The organism is Acinetobacter lwoffii, assembly GCF_022809915.1.
GTDB lineage: Bacteria > Pseudomonadota > Gammaproteobacteria > Pseudomonadales > Moraxellaceae > Acinetobacter > Acinetobacter lwoffii_M.
Window position 1 is genome coordinate 47,368 of the sequence record NZ_JALGQY010000007.1, and the last position, 16,982, is coordinate 64,349.

Sequence of the window (16,982 nt, forward strand, 5' to 3'; positions counted from 1 at the left end):
AAAGTATAATTTATGAATCTTATTCAATTTTATCAATTTGATTTAAATCAATTATTTTAAAACTATTACTTGTATTTGTACTATTAGTGATAAGAATGGCTTTATCTTTACCTATTCCCAATAATTTATAATTACTTTTTATATTATTATCCTTTTTAATTTTTACCTTAGGTGAATCCTGAAAATTGATATATCTGTACTCACCATGCAAGATCGCAGCAATAATTAAAAGGAATCCTGAAACAAATAATCTAATATTTCTAGTAATTGAATTATCCATCACTAAAACTATCGAAATCCCAAGTAAAACCCCTGAAATACAAAAGAACAAAATTGAAGCTCTAAATCCAACATATGATGCAAAGATGATCAATAGAATCAAAATCAATAAAATAAAAATTATAAAATTCCGTTCATATTCTTTTCTTTTTTCAATAAGTAATTTTGATAAATCATCGCCCTGTCTAAAGATTATTCTTTTCTTATAAATGATTTTTTTCGTAATATTTTTATATAAAAAATCCAGTAATGTCATCACACCTATTAAGATTAATAAAGTAGCGATAACCTTAAATATATCAAATAAATAGATAGTCGGTGATATTAAGGACATCACCCACATCGCATCTAAACGATAGTAAAAATATGTTTGATTAATTAAGCTAATTATTAAGGCAAAGGCGCTAAAGAAACTTAACGCCTCAGTTATAGTTACTTCTTTTATGATCATAAAATTATACTTTTAATGCGTGATAGAAAAATTTTTCATTAAATTCCCATAAAAAAAGATGCTTTATTAAAATCAGAAGACCGATTCAAACAGGATAAAGTCACTTTGCATCTGGTAGCGTTTGCCTGTTTGATCTTCACGAATTTCCAGAACATGCTTTTTCAGATCGACATAGAGTAGATTCCGGGTATCGACATTCAGCAATTCAATCTTTTGTTGTGATTCATCCTGAAACCGAATATTCCCGCTCATCGTTTCAATTTCATTATGACCACTTAAACTTTCACGCTGTAAAGTAAAGGTCTGATCTTCATTCAAGGTCAAAGCCACTGCCATGCCTGGACAGTCTTCACAACTTGAAAAGCATCCCATACATGGCGTCGTGCCCTGATAATTCCCGACCCAGGCAGGAATCTGAGCTTTGGCTTCCATCACCGTTTTTGCAGCCGGCTGATTCGGCTCCTGACATCCGAATAAGGCACTGCTTGCGACCAGAGGAATCACCAGCACTTTTTTCATTACTTCACACCACAGCCATGGACTGCGCGACAAAATAACATATTTAGCTGATGGGCTAAACTCCCAAATCAGGGATATTTAGCGCCAGCCTTTGCGACCGGTCAGTACCGCATCCGCACAGCGCAAGGTTTCCTGCGTCAGGCCCCAAAGACGGTAATCTCCGGTCAATGAACCTGTCGGGAAATTATGGGTATAGGCAAAACTTAAATTCCGCTCAGGATCGCACCAAGCACCAGATCCATTAAAACCCATATGACCAAAACCTTTAGAGGCTTTTCCTAAAGTGAGAACACGGTGATAACCCAAGCGCCAGTGCATCGGTAAAGGCATGACCCGATCTCGTGTTTTGTATTGCACCTGACTAAGTTGTGGGAACACTTCCGGCGAAATGAATTGTTGTCCTTGCCATTCACCACGATTCGCTAACATGGCATAGATTTTTGCCAGACTCTCTGCAGTAAAGACACCGTTAGCAGATGGGATAATGGCTTTTAGCCCCTGTTCACTAAAAAAACTAAATTTCTTCATGCCTTTGGGAATCATGGCATCCTGAAAATCCTGAGGATCCTGCCCGCTAAAGACCAAGGCTCGCTCCATCAGGTTCGGCTTTCTTGGTGTGGTTTTTTTCGAAGTCTGTGTTTGAGACTTGGTTATCTTAGGCTTTAAAATAGGTAAGGCCACCCGAGCCAACTCATTCGTCGGCACGCTGAAATAAGCACCATTTAATTGTAATGGCTGAACCAGATATTCCTGCATCAGTACACCCAGTTTTTTACCAGTCGCTTTTTCTAATGCCCCACCGACCTGCCAGCCAAAGGTCAGCGGTTGATAAGCGGCATCTGTAGCAACTCGAAAACGTGGTTCCGCTGTCGCAATCCGGTCCAGCATATGCGACCAGTCGGCCATTTCAGTGGCATCATCAATAATATTACGGATATCAAACAGGCCACTTTGATGACTCAGCATATGTGCCAGAGTAATATTTTCTTTACCCTTTTGTGCAAATTCAGGCCAGTATTCTGCAACCGGCTGGTCATAATCCAAGAATCCCTGACTCACCAGAATGTGCGCCAAAGTCGCCAGCACACCTTTGCCTGTGGAATAACACAGCGACATGGTATCGGGTTGCCAGTTTTCAGTTAAAGATTTTTTACCGGTATAAATATCGACGACCTTTTGTCCCTCAAAATATACCACCAGTGCGGCACCACCCTGTTCGGTACGTGCATCCTGCAAACGGCTAAACTGACGGGCAAGATCGCTAAAACGCTCATCGACATTACCCTGATAATTGTGCTGATCAGCAAACAGATAATCTTTAATTGGCTGCATCATTCTATCCATAGAATATTGATCCCTTAAAATGAAAAAGCCTAAATCGGGTTTAGGCTTTTGATCCAGATTTAAATCGCTTTAATATGACCGGTGACATGCGGTTTTTGATTCTTACTGTTTCGAATCAGGAAATCTGTCTCATTCGCTGCCTGTGCCGTCAGGAACTCAACTTTAGATGGCAAGTACATCGGCAACTTGAACCAGACATCAGCTTCATAAGCATCTGGCAATGACAGATTCGCTAGTGCTTTGGCCTTGCTCCACATGCCATGTGCAATTGCCTGTTTAAAGCCAAAGGCTTTCGCTGTGACTGCATGAATATGGATCAGGTTAAAATCACCTGAGGTCATGGCATAACGGCGCCCAGTATTCTCCGAGATGTTCCATTCATTATTGAGTTTGTATTCTGGCGCTTGGCTTTCTGCAGGTTTTGCAGCAGCTTTAGCATTAGTCTTTTGACGTGACAGATAAGTCGTCAATGCTTCAACTACGACCTCGCCCCCCACTTTGACTGTAGTCATGAAATCAAACTGCACACCTTTATCATGTGGCTGTAATTCACCAAATTTGCATGACAGGGTCAAGGTTTCATTGACGCCAATTTTACGGTATTGCTTGACCTGATTACGGATATGTACCAGACCCAAAATCGGGAACGGAAATGCTTCTGAAGTCATCATGTGCATTTGCAGACTTTGTGAAAGCACCGTCAGATAGATTGCTGGAATATAACCATTATTTTTAAAACCACAAACTTCGTTATAGGCTTTCAGATGTTTCTGATCGACCTTGAATGAATCCACCACATATTCAACTTGCGGTAGAACTTTTTCAGCTTTCGGCTTTTTAAAAATCAAGCCTTGAATCACTTTTGGATAGGCTAAATAAGGTTTTGGAAGTTGACTAAAATGGCGCGTATTCATACTGAACCTTTGGAAATTTTATTATTTCAATTTGTCTAAAAGCGCCTTCTCTTGCACCATATATGGCTCAGGGAGAAGGCTGGGATGAGGGTCAATTCATCCCCTTTTTAATTTAATTTTTACCTCTCCCTAACCCTCTCCATTAAAGGAGAGGGATATCTCCCCCCTTTTCAAAGGGGGATTTAGGGGGATTTTAAATTAAGCCCCTAACAGACTTTGACCACATACACGTACCACGTTGCCATTTAAACCTGTTGATGCAGTAGCAGCAAACATTGCAATCGTTTCTGCAACATCGACAGGTAGACCGCCCTGACTCATCGAATTCATACGGCGGCCCGCTTCACGGATCGCAAATGGAATCGCAGCCGTCATTTGTGTTTCGATAAAACCCGGTGCAACGGCATTAATGGTTATACCATTTTTTAATGTCGGTGCTGTGAATTTTACTACACCAATCACACCGGCTTTAGAGGCTGCATAGTTGGTTTGACCTAGGTTACCTGCAATTCCTGAAATTGAGGATACACAGATAATACGACCATTGGCATTTAGACCATCGTGGGAGATTAAATAATCATTCACGCGTTCTATTGCCGACAGGTTGATATTAATCACCAGATCCCACAGCTCAGGCTTCATATTGGCCAAGGTCTTGTCACGGGTAATTCCGGCATTATGTACAATAATATCCAGACCACCATGCTCAGCTGCCGCTGCCTTGATCTTTTCACCTGCATCTGCAGCTGTAATATCAATAGCCAAGGTAGAACCGGCAATCTCACCGGCAACGCGGTCAAGGTCAGCCTGCTGTTGTGGAACATCCAGACAGATGACATGTGCGCCATCACGGGCCAATACATGGGCAATCGCTTCACCAATACCACGGCTTGCGCCTGTCACAACCGCAGTTTTACCCGCTAATGGCTTGGTCCAGTCTACGTCTACTTTTTCAGCAGGTGAAACACGAATCACCTGACCAGAAACATAGGCAGAACGTGGAGAAACTGCAAAACGTAAAGCAGACTCAAGGTTTGCTTCTGCACCAGCATCTACATAGATCAGGTTCGCTGCAATTCCCTTTTTAAACTCTTTACCAACAGATTTTACAAAACCTTCCAGTGCACGTTGAGCGATTGACTGACTGACTGATTTAGCAGTTTCAGGCGTAGTCCCTACAATCACGACACGGCCAGAACTTTGGATTTGACGCGCAATCGGGTTAAAGAAATCATAAAGTGATTTTAACTGTTCTGAATTTTCGATCCCTGAAGCATCAAAAATGACAACTTTGAATTTTGATTCTTTATCGCCTGGATTAAATGCACCCAGATTCAGTCCAGCTGATGCAGCAGCCTGTTGTAATTCAGCATTGTTACCTGCATAGCTATTGGCATGAATATTTGCCAGAACCTGAGCAATAGCACCCGTCAATGGACTTGCTGGTGCTGCGCCCAATAATACTGCGCCTTTTACCACCGGCGTAGCAGACTCAAAACGGTCTAAAGAAGTTGGGGATGGCAAACCCAAATTTTTAATGACAAATTTACCAATAGGAGATTTTGCAAAAGTTTGGTACTGATCAGTCATGTTTATTATCTCTCATACAAATTAATTTTTGGTTGATCTAAAGTTACCCTTAAACTTCAATATGATGCCAGACACATATATTTCAATAGATCCGCCAGATTCCGCCCAATCATACTTGAGATAATAGGCAGATGACTTGACCTGAGCGCAGTCTGTAATGTCATTGTAGTCAATACAGCCTATCCTCTTCTATGCTAATGTAAGCGCCAAGAAGACGATCTATTTGCCTGGTAAAGCCTTATGAGCAAAACAACTCAAGAAAATCCAGCAGTCGAGAACTCTGCGACAGAAACTGTGTCAAAACCATCAACGCGCACCAAGCGTAGCACTAAAAATACTGACACAGCCACTGGGACAGAAAAAAGTCCGACTAAAACCTCGCGTACACGGAGCACACCTGCCCGTGCCAAAAATACGACTTCATCTGAAAAAGATTTAATCTCTACAACACAGACTTCTGTTCTACAGGAACCAAACATGAGCCAAAATACAGTTCGCCGCGTTGCGATTATCGGTGGTAACCGCATTCCATTTGCACGTTCTAATGGTGCTTACTTTACGGCATCCAATACTGACATGTTTACAGCAACCCTGAACGGCCTAGTTGAACGCTTTAATCTGCAAGGTCAACGCTTAGGTGAAGTGGTTGCGGGTGCAGTACTGAAACACAGCCGTGACTTCAATATGACCCGTGAATGTGTACTAAATACTGCCCTTGCACCTGAAACGCCTGCTTATGACATCCAGCAGGCATGTGGTACTGGTTTGCAAGCGGCATTTCTTGTTGCCAACAAGATTGCTTTAGGTCAAATCGAAGTAGGCATTGCAGGTGGTGTAGATACGACTTCTGATGCACCGATTGCTTTTGGTGACGGTTTACGTAAAGCATTACTTGAGCTAAACATTGCGAAAACTGCAAAAGACCGTCTGAAAGCACTGACCAAAATCAATGTGAAAGACCTTATGGATGCACCAAAAAATGGTGAGCCGCGTACAGGTCTGTCTATGGGTGATCATCAGGCGATTACTACACTGGAATGGGGAATTTCCCGTGAAGCACAGGATGAACTTGCTGCATCTTCACACCAGAAAATGGCTGCAGCGTATGAAGAAGGTTTCTTTGATGACCTGATCACACCATTCTTGGGTCTTCAACGTGACAATAACCTGCGTGCGGACTCAAGTGTTGAAAAACTGGCGAAATTAAAGCCGGCCTTTGGTAAGGGCGATGCCCGTACCATGACTGCGGGTAACTCTACGCCGCTAACAGATGGTGCTTCTTGCGTGCTCTTGGCTTCTGAAGAATGGGCGAAGGCAAATGGTCATGAAGTATTGGCTTACCTGACTTTCCAGGAAACTGCCGCAGTTGATTTTGTAGAGAAAAAAGAAGGCCTGTTGATGGCGCCTGCTTATGCCGTGCCGCGTATGCTGGAACGTGCAGGTCTGAAACTGCAAGACTTCGACTATTATGAAATTCATGAAGCTTTTGCATCTCAAGTATTGTCTACGCTGAAAGCTTGGGAAGATCCGAAATTCTGTAAAGAGCGTTTAGGTCTAGATGCACCATTAGGTTCAATTGACCGTGCAAAATTGAACGTAAAAGGCTCTTCACTTGCTGCCGGTCACCCGTTTGCAGCAACTGGCGGTCGTATCATTGCGACAGCAGCAAAACTGATTAACCAGAAAGGTTCAGGCCGCGTACTGGTATCGATCTGTGCAGCCGGTGGTCAAGGTGTAACGGCGATTATTGAAAAATAATCTGTTGACCGATCCAATTAAAAAGCCCCTCAAATGAGGGGCTTTTTTTATGTTTTAGGGATTTGGCATCGGGTTATTTTTAAAATATTCATCCACTTTGTTCCACGGTGCAGTCGATGCCACACCTTTCACCATATTCTGGTTCACACCCTGACAAAGCGCGCTGTCGGGTGTTAGGTGGAAAGCATTCACATTTGGGTCCATATAAGGAATTGAGCCTGGACGGCGCTGGAAATAGAAGTTTAACCAATCGACCATAGCTTCAAAGCCATAATTCGACATGGCCCAGGCACTATTATGCCCGCCCCAATGATGACCAAATTCATGTGCAATAATTCGATAACCAGATAATCTGTAATGGCCATAGAATAACCAAGTATCTACTCCTAATACTGCTCCACCACCTAAACCACCACCCATATTGGTAATGCCAAGATTAATTTCATTGCGATTAAGAATTTCCCGATAGATCCGGACATAATCTTCTGGCTGAAAGAAACCATTCAGCCCTTCTACCTGACCATCATTGCCAAAAAAATCGTGTCCCATGACCGCTTTATGGTTAAACCATAAGGTTTCAAATTCTGGAGTACTGAGCATATAGGCCAGATTGGTCATCATCATGACCCATTCCCGGGCATAGACCGGCGTAATACGACACCATTTATTCGGTTCATCATAGGTACCAAAATAAATTTTCCATTTGGCTTTAATCTGATTCAGCTTTTTGACGTGCTCATCGGTCTCAGAGCTAATTTTCAGATCAAAAACATTGCTTGGGTTTTGCGTGGTCTGACTCAGACCTGCGAGCTGGATCGAGCCTGTGCCATCAAGCAACGGGAAACGGGATTGATCGGTCAACTTGAGACCAAAATTTGCCTTCGAAAATGGCGTCAACTGATCCAGCTTAGCCAGAATCACCCAGTCTTCTGAGTTTTTAATCTTGGCACGAATCTGCAAATCACGTACAGGCACAGCACTGTAGCTTTGCAAATGCAGGCGGTTGCCATTTAGAGTTGCCGATAAAATCTTGTCCATATAGACATGACGCTGGCTGCTATTGGTCAAGGTTTCCCATGATTCACCATCCTGCAAGACATGGCTTCTCTCGCGTGCTTTAGATTCGGTTAAAATCATAGCTTGGTTTAACTGGGTGGATTTATTCTGTTGCAGGGTCAGCATTGGCAGAATATGAATTTTATGATTGGCCATATGCAGCAGATTCTGACCATAAATATAAAGATCGCTGGCCTTGGCTAGTCGGCTGCTCTGGTTTTGCCCTTTTAAAATATAATCTCGGAAGGTATCCACACTTTTATTGGGTAAGATAGACTCCAAGTTAAAAGATTTTTCCCGGTAGCTTTCTACAGTGCCATCATTCCGTGACACATAGACCAAGCCATCATTATGGCGATGCATGACTGCCGACAAATTGGTTTCTGTTAAAATGGACGCAATATTATTTTCATTTTCCTGAATCTGATTGATATCGTGGACATAGGTCATACCATCCGGCAGGCTGGTATACAGATAATCACCTATGACTTCCATGCGTGCATTACAGTTGCGCGCACAGCCCGGCAAGCTGAGCCGTGCAAATTTCCGCGCTTTTAAATGGTTTTGCGCCGTTACATCACTTTGACGCCACACATTAATGCGGCCTTCAATATCAGGCACATACACATAACGGTCGTCAGCAGTCACCGCATTGCTATGTACCAGCGCGTAATTAAGCGCATCGCCCCACCATACACCTGTGCCGAGTGCCATAATGAAGTTCGGTTGCTCGCTATTAATATCTAGAACATCAATTCGGTTTGAGCCATAGTTGGCCACATACAAACGCCCTGCTTGAATTTCCAGATCATTCAGGCTATCCCATTTTTTGGCCAGACCCTAAATTTTCGTAGGATCAATCGCACTGAGTGCACGTTTTTGTTTTAAGTCATAACGTAAAATATTCGATTCGGCCTGACTATTGGCAATATAAAGCACATCGCCATTCACCACCATGGCGGTGGGATTCCAGGTTTTCAGACCAAAATTCCCTGCTGTTAATTCTGAACCTACATCCAGAACCTTAAATTCCGCAATTTTGCTCAGTTGCTCTCCCGTACTGGGTGATGTCATTGAATCTGGCCCTGTTGGCTGTGAGGTACTGCTATCGCTTCCTCCGCCCCCACAACCAGACATCAGCAACACGATGGACACTGACAAGACCGCGCGTCTAAATAGCATTGAATTCCCCAATAAATTTAAAAATTAAAATAAAAAATCAAAGTCTTATAGCTTAATTTCTAGTTGGGTTCGAGCATAAAAAATGAGGACTTGATCAAGTCCTCATCGCTGAATATTTCACCTTTCGCATTCTGAAAAGGGAGTCTGAACTGTGTGGTATTTTTTATGGCATATTTTATGATGAGATTTTCCGATAATCCGGCTGTAGCCCCAGTCTGGCTTCTAGATGATCATAAATCCACTGAAAAATGAAGGTATACACCAAGATACAAAGGGTCAAAGCCAAATCCAGCAGAAAGGCCTGAGCCAGACTCATGTGTAAGGCATAAGCCACCATCGGAATGGTCGCCAGCATCAAACCACCTTCAAAGCCAATTGCATGGGCAATCCGCACTTTAATGGTTCTTTTCAAACGATGTTTTGCTTCAAATTTTTCAAAATAATGATTAAACAGCATATTCCAGAGTACTGAAGTCAGAGCCATGGCAATCCCGAGTGCACCGGTGACCTCAAGCGGCATATGCATCAATGTACTTAGCAGGACAGCGATCACGACCAGCAGAATGCCTTCATATAAGGCAGCATGAATCAATCTTCTTTTAGAAATTAACATATCAAATCAGCTCAATTCATTACATGATGCAAGAATTTTATTTCTTTAAATCTGACTATTCGAGTTAGAATCTATCAATGAAAATGAAAGATAAAATTATGAATGTTAATCAAGAACAGCTACTGATGTTTAAAACTGTGATGGAAACCGGTTCTTTCTCTGCGGCTGCCCGTCAACTAGGTAAAGTACCTTCCGCAGTCAGTATGGCCATTGCCAATCTGGAAATTGACCTGAATCTAGAACTGTTTCAGCGTATAGGGCGTGAACCGAAACCGACCGCACAGGCGCAGGTATTGTATGAAAAAACCCAGCAACTTCTGGTCGAAATGAATCAGTGGAAACAGCATGCTCAAGCCCTAAGTTCAGGCCTGGAATCTGAACTGAATATTGTGGTGGTTTCAGAATTACTGCATACGCGTTGGACCGATTATATCGTGTTACTGGAACAGGAATTTCCTGCACTGCAAGTCAATGTATTTAGTGCACCTCAGGAAGATGCACATCGTATGCTGTTCGAAGGTTCAGCGCAGCTGGCCCTGATGTTTGAACGCGAACAACTGGAAACACGGGAACAGTTTGTGGAATTGAAACGTGAGGTACTGGTCGCTGTAATCACCAAACAGCATCCCCTAAGTCAATTCGATCAAGTCAGTTATGAACAGATTTTGCAAAACAGGCAGATTGTGGTGGCCAGTCGGGATCGCACCATCAAGCCGGAACTACTCTTTTCACGAAATTACTGGCGCACCGACAACCATCACTCGGCTTGCAGCATGATTCAGCAAGGACTGGGCTGGGGGGTTCTGCCACTCGAAATGCTGAATGAGCAGCCACATTTGCAAGATCAGTTACAGGTTCTCAACCTGCTCGATTTCACCCCAAAGTTTGAATATTTTGTTGATCTGGTCTGGAGCAGAGAAACCCGATTAGGCACAGCTGCTCATTTTTTGATTAATCACTTGCGCAAACAACGTAAAACCGGGCATTAATCACAGAAATTCAACGACAGTCTACTTGGTAAACCGGCCATTTATGATATATAAGAAAGCATAAGCAATAACCATAGAACTAGATCGTAATGACATTAACTGCATTAAACCAATTAAAAAACTTGACGACCATTGTGGCAGACAGCAGTGATTTGAGTGCCATTGAAAAATTTCGTCCGCTTGATGCAACCACCAATCCATCGCTGATTACTGCAGCAGCGAAACAACCTGAAAATCAGGCCTTGATTGAAGCTGCTTTTCAGCAAGCCCAGCAAGAAGGCTATACAGATGACGCCCTGATTGAACGTACCATTGATATTTTGACGGTCAAATTCGGTGTAGAAATCTTAAAACTCATTGAAGGCCGTGTTTCAACAGAAGTCGATGCTTCCCTGTCTTTTAATACTGAAGCCACGATTGCCAAAGCCAAAGAGTTGCTGGCATTTTATGCGCAATATGGAATTGATTCAGACCGCATCCTGATCAAGATCGCGTCTACCTGGGAAGGCATTCAAGCAGCAAAAGCACTGGAAGAAGAAGGGATTCATACCAACCTGACTTTATTATTTGGTCAGCATCAGGCCCATGCCTGTGCCGATGCCAAAGTGACTCTAATCTCGCCTTTTGTCGGCCGTATTCTGGACTGGTACAAAAAAGCTGAAGGCGTTGAGTCTTACCCGATTGAACAAGATCCGGGGGTCTTATCAGTTAAGCGTATTTATGAGTTTTATAAAGCACATGGTATTCAGACTGAAATCATGGGCGCCAGCTTCCGAAGTATTGATCAGGTACTGGGCTTGAGCGGCTGTGATCTGCTCACGGTAGCGCCAAATTTATTGGCCGAACTAGAAAATGATCAACGTGAAGTGCGAGCTCAACTCTCAGCCAAAGATATTCAAGTTCAAGGTGAACTCAATCCAATCAGCCATGCCGATTTTGATGCACAATTGAAACAGGATCCGATGGCCAGTGAATTATTGCAAGGCGGCATTGACGGTTTCATTAAAGCCCGTGAGCAACTGGCTGCTTTATTACGTGAAACTTTCCTGAGTACCACTGAGATTTAAAGAAAATTTAGCAAATTTCTCCAAGCCGATGTTGCTATAATGCCGCATCGGCTTTTTTGTTCATGCGAGTTTTTCGTGTTTGGTATCACAGATCTAACGACCTTTATCATTGGAACCACGTTGATTGTGCTACTGCCCGGGCCGAATTCCCTGTATGTCATGTCGATTGCTTCGCGCTTTGGGATTAAGACGGGATATATGGGTGCCTTGGGGGTTTATACGGGCGATCTGATCCTGATTATATGTACAGCATTGGGAGCAGCTTCTTTACTGCATGCCTTTCCGGTACTGTTTATTGCACTGAAAGTTATTGGAGCGATCTATCTCAGTTACTTGGGTATCAAGCTAATCATTGCGGCCTACCAGACTTTCTTTCCGGAAAAGTCATCACAACGCGTCCAGATTAAAAAGACGACTCCGGATACGGTAGAATCTGTTCAGCCCTTTCGTACAGCGCTCACAATCAGTATTTTAAATCCCAAAGCGATTCTGTTTTATCTGTCTTTTTTTGTGCAGTTTGTCGATCCTGCCTATCCTTATCCAGCCCTGACATTCACGCTTCTGGCTGTAATCTTGCAATTGATCAGTATGACCTATCTGTCGATCCTGATTTTTTCTGGTGTAAAACTGGCCTCCTATTTCAATCAGAACTATAAAGTGACTGCCAGCTGTGTCGCGGCGGTTGGGATCTTGTTTTGCGGTTTTGGCCTTAAACTGGCGACTTCAACTTTCTAGCAATGACCGGCTCCAAGCCAGCAGACCTCTGGATAAAATTGTTAAAAACATTGTGTTGATACGTGAAAAGCGTATGATTTAAACGCATTTAAAAATAGTGTCATGGATGATGCCAAAACTTTTACAAGATCTCTCCTTTCCCGCCATCATGGCCGGTTTTATTACCTGCATGATTGGTATCAGTGTCTCTGCCGTACTGGTTATTGAAGCTGCGCAAAGCCTGGGTGCCAATCAGGCACAGATCAGTTCCTGGTTGTGGGCACTGGGTATCGGCATTGGAGTTTCCGGGTTTCTGCTTTCCTGGAAATATCGCTATCCGATTTCAACCGCCTGGTCGACTGCCGGTCTGGCGCTGGTCATTGCTTCTGCCGGTCACTATAGTCTGGGGGAAGCAATTGGCGCTTTTCTGATTTCTGGCATTCTGATCGCTTGTCTAGGATTTTTTGGAATTTTCGAGCGAATTTTCCAGTTTATTCCACAAAGTTTGACCAGTGCCATGCTGGCAGGTGTCTTGCTGAAATTTGGTATCTCTGTGTTTGGTAGTTTGCAACAGTCATGGGAATTTGTGCTTTGTGTACTGGCGATTTATCTGGTTTCCAAAAAACTGAGTACGCGGTATAGCATCGTGATTACCGTGTTAATGGCTATTGCCCTTTGTCCGTTCTTTATTAATTTTACTATTCCACAGCTGAACTGGAGTATTGCCCAGCCGGTATGGATTACACCTGAATTTAGTTTGCAGGCTGTTTTAGGATTAGCCTTACCGTTAATGGTGATTAATCTGGCATCGCAATACCTGCCTGGCTTGGCCGTCATCAAAAGTTATGGTTATCCCCCGAAAGTAAATTCTATTCTAGGCTGGACGGGTATTACCCAGGCGATGCTGGCACCCTTTGGCTGTTTCAGTGTCAATCTTGCCGCAATCAGTGCGGCAGTCAGTCTGGATGCCCAAGCGCATCCTGATCCGGCCAAACGTTATATTGCAGGGATGAGCTGCGGCCTGTTTTATATTCTGATGGGTTTTTTTGCTGCGACCTTGACCAGTGTACTGATGGCTTTTCCAGGGATTCTGATTACAGTCTTGGCAGGCATTGCCCTGTTTGGCACCATTGGCCACAATATTGCGCTGGCTTTTCAGGACAGTCACGACCGTGAAGCGGCACTGATGGCATTCCTGTTTAGTGCCTCTAATATTCAGTTTTTCGGTATTGGTTCAGCTTTCTGGGGACTGCTACTTGGTTTGACGGTTTATTTGCTGTTTAAGCTTAAACCGCAAGTGGCATAAGCTTATTGTAGAAATGAGGCAGTTACTTTTGCTGCCTTTTTAATGCCCTGCAGTTTGGGAAAATAGGTTAATCACCACCACACCGGAAATGATCAGTGCAATCCCGATAAAAGCGGGCACATCCAGCGCCTGCTTAAAGATTACATAGCCTACGATTGCCGTAAGAACGATGCCTACTCCCGCCCAGATTGCATATGCAATGCCTAAGGGGATTACTTTAATCACCTGAGACAGCAAATAAAACGCAATACAGAATAAAACGACTACTGCCAGAGATGGCCATAATCGGGTAAAGCCTTCAGACTTCACCAGAAATGTTGATCCAGTCACTTCGGCAATAATAGCCAATGCCAACAATAAATATGCCCATGACACAGGATTCATTTTTTAAACTCCAAACTATTTTTCAATGATTGCTGTCGGGATGATCTGACACGATCAATCTTGAGAGATTCATTTTGCACAGTTTTCTCTTCACGGGGAAAGCTGATGTAAAAAATCCAGGGTTTTGACAAAGGTTTGCTGACTTTCCTTTTTGCCCATAAAAAACTGATATTCATGAATGAGCCAGGCCTTAGACTCTGGATAAAATATTTCAGTCACAGCAACCTGCTGTTCCTTCAAAGCTTTTACAAATGGTAGTGACTGAGTATCGGTCAAAAAATCCTTATTCCCACCACTGATCAGGACAGGTGGATAAGACGGCGTAATATACTGAATCGGAGAAATCTGCTTTAAAAATGCGGCATCATGTTTACGCTCGCCGGTATAAGCCTGAATCAGGTTAAAGACACCCCATTCGATAATTTTCATTTCTTCAGGCGCTGTGCTGGCAAATGCTTCCAAGTCATAAATTCCACAATGCAAGATTAAACCTTTAAGCTGCACGGGTTGCAGATGAGGCTGAATACCGGATTGGTTAGCAAATACAGGATTGGTCAAAAGCGCGGCGTAATGGCTAGCTATATTCGCCCCGGCAGAATCTCCGGCCAGATATAAGTTCTGAGCATCAATATAGTAGTTTTCCGCATAGTTATCGAGAAATGTAAGTGCCTGATTGATCTGGTGTAACTGGCTAGGATAGGTCGCTTTTGGTGCAAACTGGTATTGTACGGATACCACATTATAGCCCTGTGCCGCCAGCAGCTTGAAATAACCGCGTGCATGTTCTTTAGAACCTGAAATCCAGCCGCCGCCATGAATCCAGACAATAGTCGGTCGCGGGCCAACACTGGCAATATTCTGCGGCTGATACAGATCCAGAGATAATTTCTGTTGCGGCGCATAGGTAATATTTTGCTGGACGATAACCGCACCAGGCGCATAACGATCCATCACTTTTTGCTGCAAGCCTGTGGTCAGGTTAAAAGCACCGGCAATGACTTTACTGTTCTGTGTGGTCTGACAGCCGGAAAGAATAACTGAACCTATGAGCAAAAGATGAATGGCAAAAAACCTCAAAACTGTCCCCTATACATGATCTAAAAACAGGCTACGGCAGTTTAAACTATCCTGCTGCAAACAAGGACTATTCATCCTCTTATTTTTGATCACTAAAACTGCAATTCCGAGTTTTTTACTCTGTTTTTTTCATCACTTTTACATGAAAAATATTTGTAATTTAATGAGTTTTTTCAATTTTACCGCTTTTTTGCAATTGCACCCGCCACAGCACTGTGCTATCAATAAACCAAGCCTAAAAATCAGACAACCTGCGGAGAAAAGCCATGGCCTATCAACATATTTTAGTCCCAGTGGACGGTTCAGAAATTTCCTTTTCTGCAGTACGACATGCTGCCAAAATTGCCAAGGCATTTGGTAGTCAGCTTTCCCTGATCAGCCTGATCGCAGAAGATCCTTTTACCGAGGCTGATTTCTATTACAGCTCCTCTATCATGAAGGAATATTTTATCGAGGCACATGCCAATGCCAAAAAGGCCTTGAAAGAAGCCACTGCCATCGCAGCCGGTGAAGGTATTGAAGCGCAATCCCGCATTGTCACAGGTTTAGTCAATGCAGAACATATTGCTGAAACCGCGGGTGAGGTGAAAGCCAACCTGATCGTCATGGGTTCTCATGGCCGTAAAGGCTTCCAGAAAATGATTCTGGGCAGCTTTGCACAAGATGTATTGGGTGCGAGTGAAATTCCCGTACTGATCGTGAAAAAATAATCCTGATGCTGCGCATCTTCAAGATGCGCAGTACTTGTTACTTTACATTTGAACCTCTAGCAAAACATGCTGTGGAGATTTACTCGCTCAAACCACCCCCCGCTTACTGCAATAATAAATATGAGGAAGCACCATGAATAACTATGATCATCTTCTCGTAGCACTCGATGAGTCCTCGATTTCCTATGCTGCCGCAGATCACGCCCTGGAACTGGCCAAAGTATTTCATAGCCATGTCACTTTACTCAGTGTGATTGCGGTGGATCCCTTTAAGGGCGTAGATTTTTACAAAGTTGCTCCAGCAGTCACAGATTACTTTATGCATGCAGAACAAAATGCACTTGATCGTTTAAATGAACTGAAACTGAACTTTGTTCGTGATGGCATCCAGGTGACGACAAAAATCCTGCATGGCATAGCACCGTCAGAAGGCATTATGCAGGCTGCAAATGGATCCCCGACCGATATGATCATTATGGGTTCACATGGTCGTAAAGGTCTGCAAAAACTTATGCTGGGCAGTGTCGCTCAAAATGTTCTGGCACTTTCCTCTATTCCAGTACTCATCGTCAGACAATAAGATGCTTAATCAAAGCCTGTATGATGCAGGCTTTTAGCGAAGTTTTTGATTTAACTCACTTAAGAAAATTTCAGCATCAAGCTGGCTTTGAAATACTTTTTTGTATTCTCCGACCTGCTGAATGGAATGCGGCGTATATTGAATGGAGATTTCAAGTAAGCCATTTTCAGGATTCTTGCTGACATGTACGGCAATAATATGCTGGCTATTTAAATAAAAACCATCTTCAATTTTCACTAACATATCTTGGACAACCTCTAGTAAGCGAATCTGTAGATCCCTTTACCTAGCTTACAGCTTAATAAACAAATACTCTTTTCCGTATAATCATACTGTAACACCCTTTAGTACTTACCTAAGCCTTTAGAGAAATTCAACTGTATTTAAAGCCAGCGTTTGAAATAAACAGGAAATAAAAAACCGGATCAGGTCGATCCGGTTTTTTATGA

At 43.1% G+C, this 16,982-nt stretch carries 16 protein-coding genes and 1 pseudogene; 7 read left to right on the plus strand and 10 right to left on the minus strand.

Going from position 1 to position 16,982, the window contains the following annotated elements; genetic code table 11:
* Window positions 1–19: 19 nt before the first annotated feature.
* The 5 genes from MTX11_RS05235 to MTX11_RS05255 all read right to left on the minus strand — a co-directional run bounded on the left by MTX11_RS05235 (window position 20) and on the right by MTX11_RS05255 (window position 5,097).
* Complete coding sequence (locus tag MTX11_RS05235) at window positions 20–730, minus strand: hypothetical protein (RefSeq protein WP_243474541.1); 711 nt, start codon at window positions 728–730, stop codon at window positions 20–22.
* 72 nt (window positions 731–802) lie between these two features.
* The gene (locus MTX11_RS05240; RefSeq protein WP_243474542.1) at window positions 803–1,249 is read right to left on the minus strand and encodes a copper resistance protein NlpE N-terminal domain-containing protein; all 447 of its coding nucleotides are present in this window, start codon (window positions 1,247–1,249) and stop codon (window positions 803–805) included.
* Between the two features lie 78 nt (window positions 1,250–1,327).
* Window positions 1,328–2,593 (minus strand): serine hydrolase domain-containing protein, encoded by a 1,266-nt coding sequence (locus tag MTX11_RS05245; RefSeq protein WP_243474543.1) that lies wholly within the window; start codon window positions 2,591–2,593, stop codon window positions 1,328–1,330.
* A gap of 59 nt (window positions 2,594–2,652) precedes the next feature.
* Window positions 2,653–3,507: a MaoC family dehydratase gene (locus tag MTX11_RS05250; protein WP_243474544.1), complete on the minus strand. Its 855-nt coding sequence runs from the start codon at window positions 3,505–3,507 to the stop codon at window positions 2,653–2,655.
* A gap of 198 nt (window positions 3,508–3,705) precedes the next feature.
* A complete protein-coding gene (locus MTX11_RS05255; protein WP_243474545.1) occupies window positions 3,706–5,097 on the minus strand; it encodes a 3-oxoacyl-ACP reductase in 1,392 nt (463 codons plus the stop codon).
* Between the two features lie 240 nt (window positions 5,098–5,337).
* Here MTX11_RS05255 and MTX11_RS05260 point away from each other — a divergent pair, with 240 nt between their 5' ends.
* Entirely contained in the window at window positions 5,338–6,855 is a 1,518-nt protein-coding gene (locus tag MTX11_RS05260; protein ID WP_243474546.1) for an acetyl-CoA C-acetyltransferase, read from the plus strand.
* Window positions 6,856–6,909: 54 nt separating this feature from the next.
* Here MTX11_RS05260 and MTX11_RS05265 read toward each other — a convergent pair.
* Window positions 6,910–9,093, minus strand: a pseudogene (locus MTX11_RS05265) (beta-propeller fold lactonase family protein).
* Window positions 9,094–9,268: 175 nt separating this feature from the next.
* Complete coding sequence (gene aceI / locus MTX11_RS05275; RefSeq protein WP_004645435.1) at window positions 9,269–9,706, minus strand: chlorhexidine efflux PACE transporter AceI; 438 nt, start codon at window positions 9,704–9,706, stop codon at window positions 9,269–9,271.
* A gap of 98 nt (window positions 9,707–9,804) precedes the next feature.
* Between aceI and aceR the strand changes: the two genes are divergently transcribed.
* The 4 genes from aceR to MTX11_RS05295 all read left to right on the plus strand — a co-directional run bounded on the left by aceR (window position 9,805) and on the right by MTX11_RS05295 (window position 13,782).
* Complete coding sequence (aceR, locus tag MTX11_RS05280) at window positions 9,805–10,695, plus strand: HTH-type transcriptional regulator AceR (RefSeq protein ID WP_243474549.1); 891 nt, start codon at window positions 9,805–9,807, stop codon at window positions 10,693–10,695.
* A gap of 89 nt (window positions 10,696–10,784) precedes the next feature.
* On the plus strand, window positions 10,785–11,762 hold the full coding sequence (tal, locus tag MTX11_RS05285) for a transaldolase (RefSeq protein WP_243474550.1): 978 nt from the start codon (window positions 10,785–10,787) through the stop codon (window positions 11,760–11,762).
* A gap of 75 nt (window positions 11,763–11,837) precedes the next feature.
* Window positions 11,838–12,497, plus strand: coding sequence for a leucine efflux protein LeuE (gene leuE / locus MTX11_RS05290; protein ID WP_004278829.1), 660 nt, complete (start codon window positions 11,838–11,840; stop codon window positions 12,495–12,497).
* 109 nt (window positions 12,498–12,606) lie between these two features.
* Window positions 12,607–13,782, plus strand: coding sequence for a benzoate/H(+) symporter BenE family transporter (locus MTX11_RS05295; protein ID WP_243474597.1), 1,176 nt, complete (start codon window positions 12,607–12,609; stop codon window positions 13,780–13,782).
* 39 nt (window positions 13,783–13,821) lie between these two features.
* Here the strand turns inward: MTX11_RS05295 and MTX11_RS05300 are convergent, their stop codons facing one another.
* Together MTX11_RS05300 and MTX11_RS05305 are read right to left on the minus strand one after the other, a co-directional pair.
* Window positions 13,822–14,166: an SMR family transporter gene (locus MTX11_RS05300; protein ID WP_005106592.1), complete on the minus strand. Its 345-nt coding sequence runs from the start codon at window positions 14,164–14,166 to the stop codon at window positions 13,822–13,824.
* Between the two features lie 90 nt (window positions 14,167–14,256).
* Window positions 14,257–15,243, minus strand: a complete 987-nt coding sequence (locus tag MTX11_RS05305; protein ID WP_243474551.1) for an alpha/beta hydrolase — start codon at window positions 15,241–15,243, stop codon at window positions 14,257–14,259.
* 266 nt (window positions 15,244–15,509) lie between these two features.
* Between MTX11_RS05305 and MTX11_RS05310 the strand changes: the two genes are divergently transcribed.
* A complete protein-coding gene (locus MTX11_RS05310; protein WP_243474552.1) occupies window positions 15,510–15,953 on the plus strand; it encodes a universal stress protein in 444 nt (147 codons plus the stop codon).
* Window positions 15,954–16,086: 133 nt separating this feature from the next.
* A complete protein-coding gene (locus MTX11_RS05315) occupies window positions 16,087–16,533 on the plus strand; it encodes a universal stress protein (RefSeq protein WP_243474553.1) in 447 nt (148 codons plus the stop codon).
* Window positions 16,534–16,566: 33 nt separating this feature from the next.
* Here the strand turns inward: MTX11_RS05315 and MTX11_RS05320 are convergent, their stop codons facing one another.
* Window positions 16,567–16,776 (minus strand): hypothetical protein, encoded by a 210-nt coding sequence (locus tag MTX11_RS05320; RefSeq protein WP_004278836.1) that lies wholly within the window; start codon window positions 16,774–16,776, stop codon window positions 16,567–16,569.
* Between the last annotated feature and the right edge of the window lie 206 nt (window positions 16,777–16,982).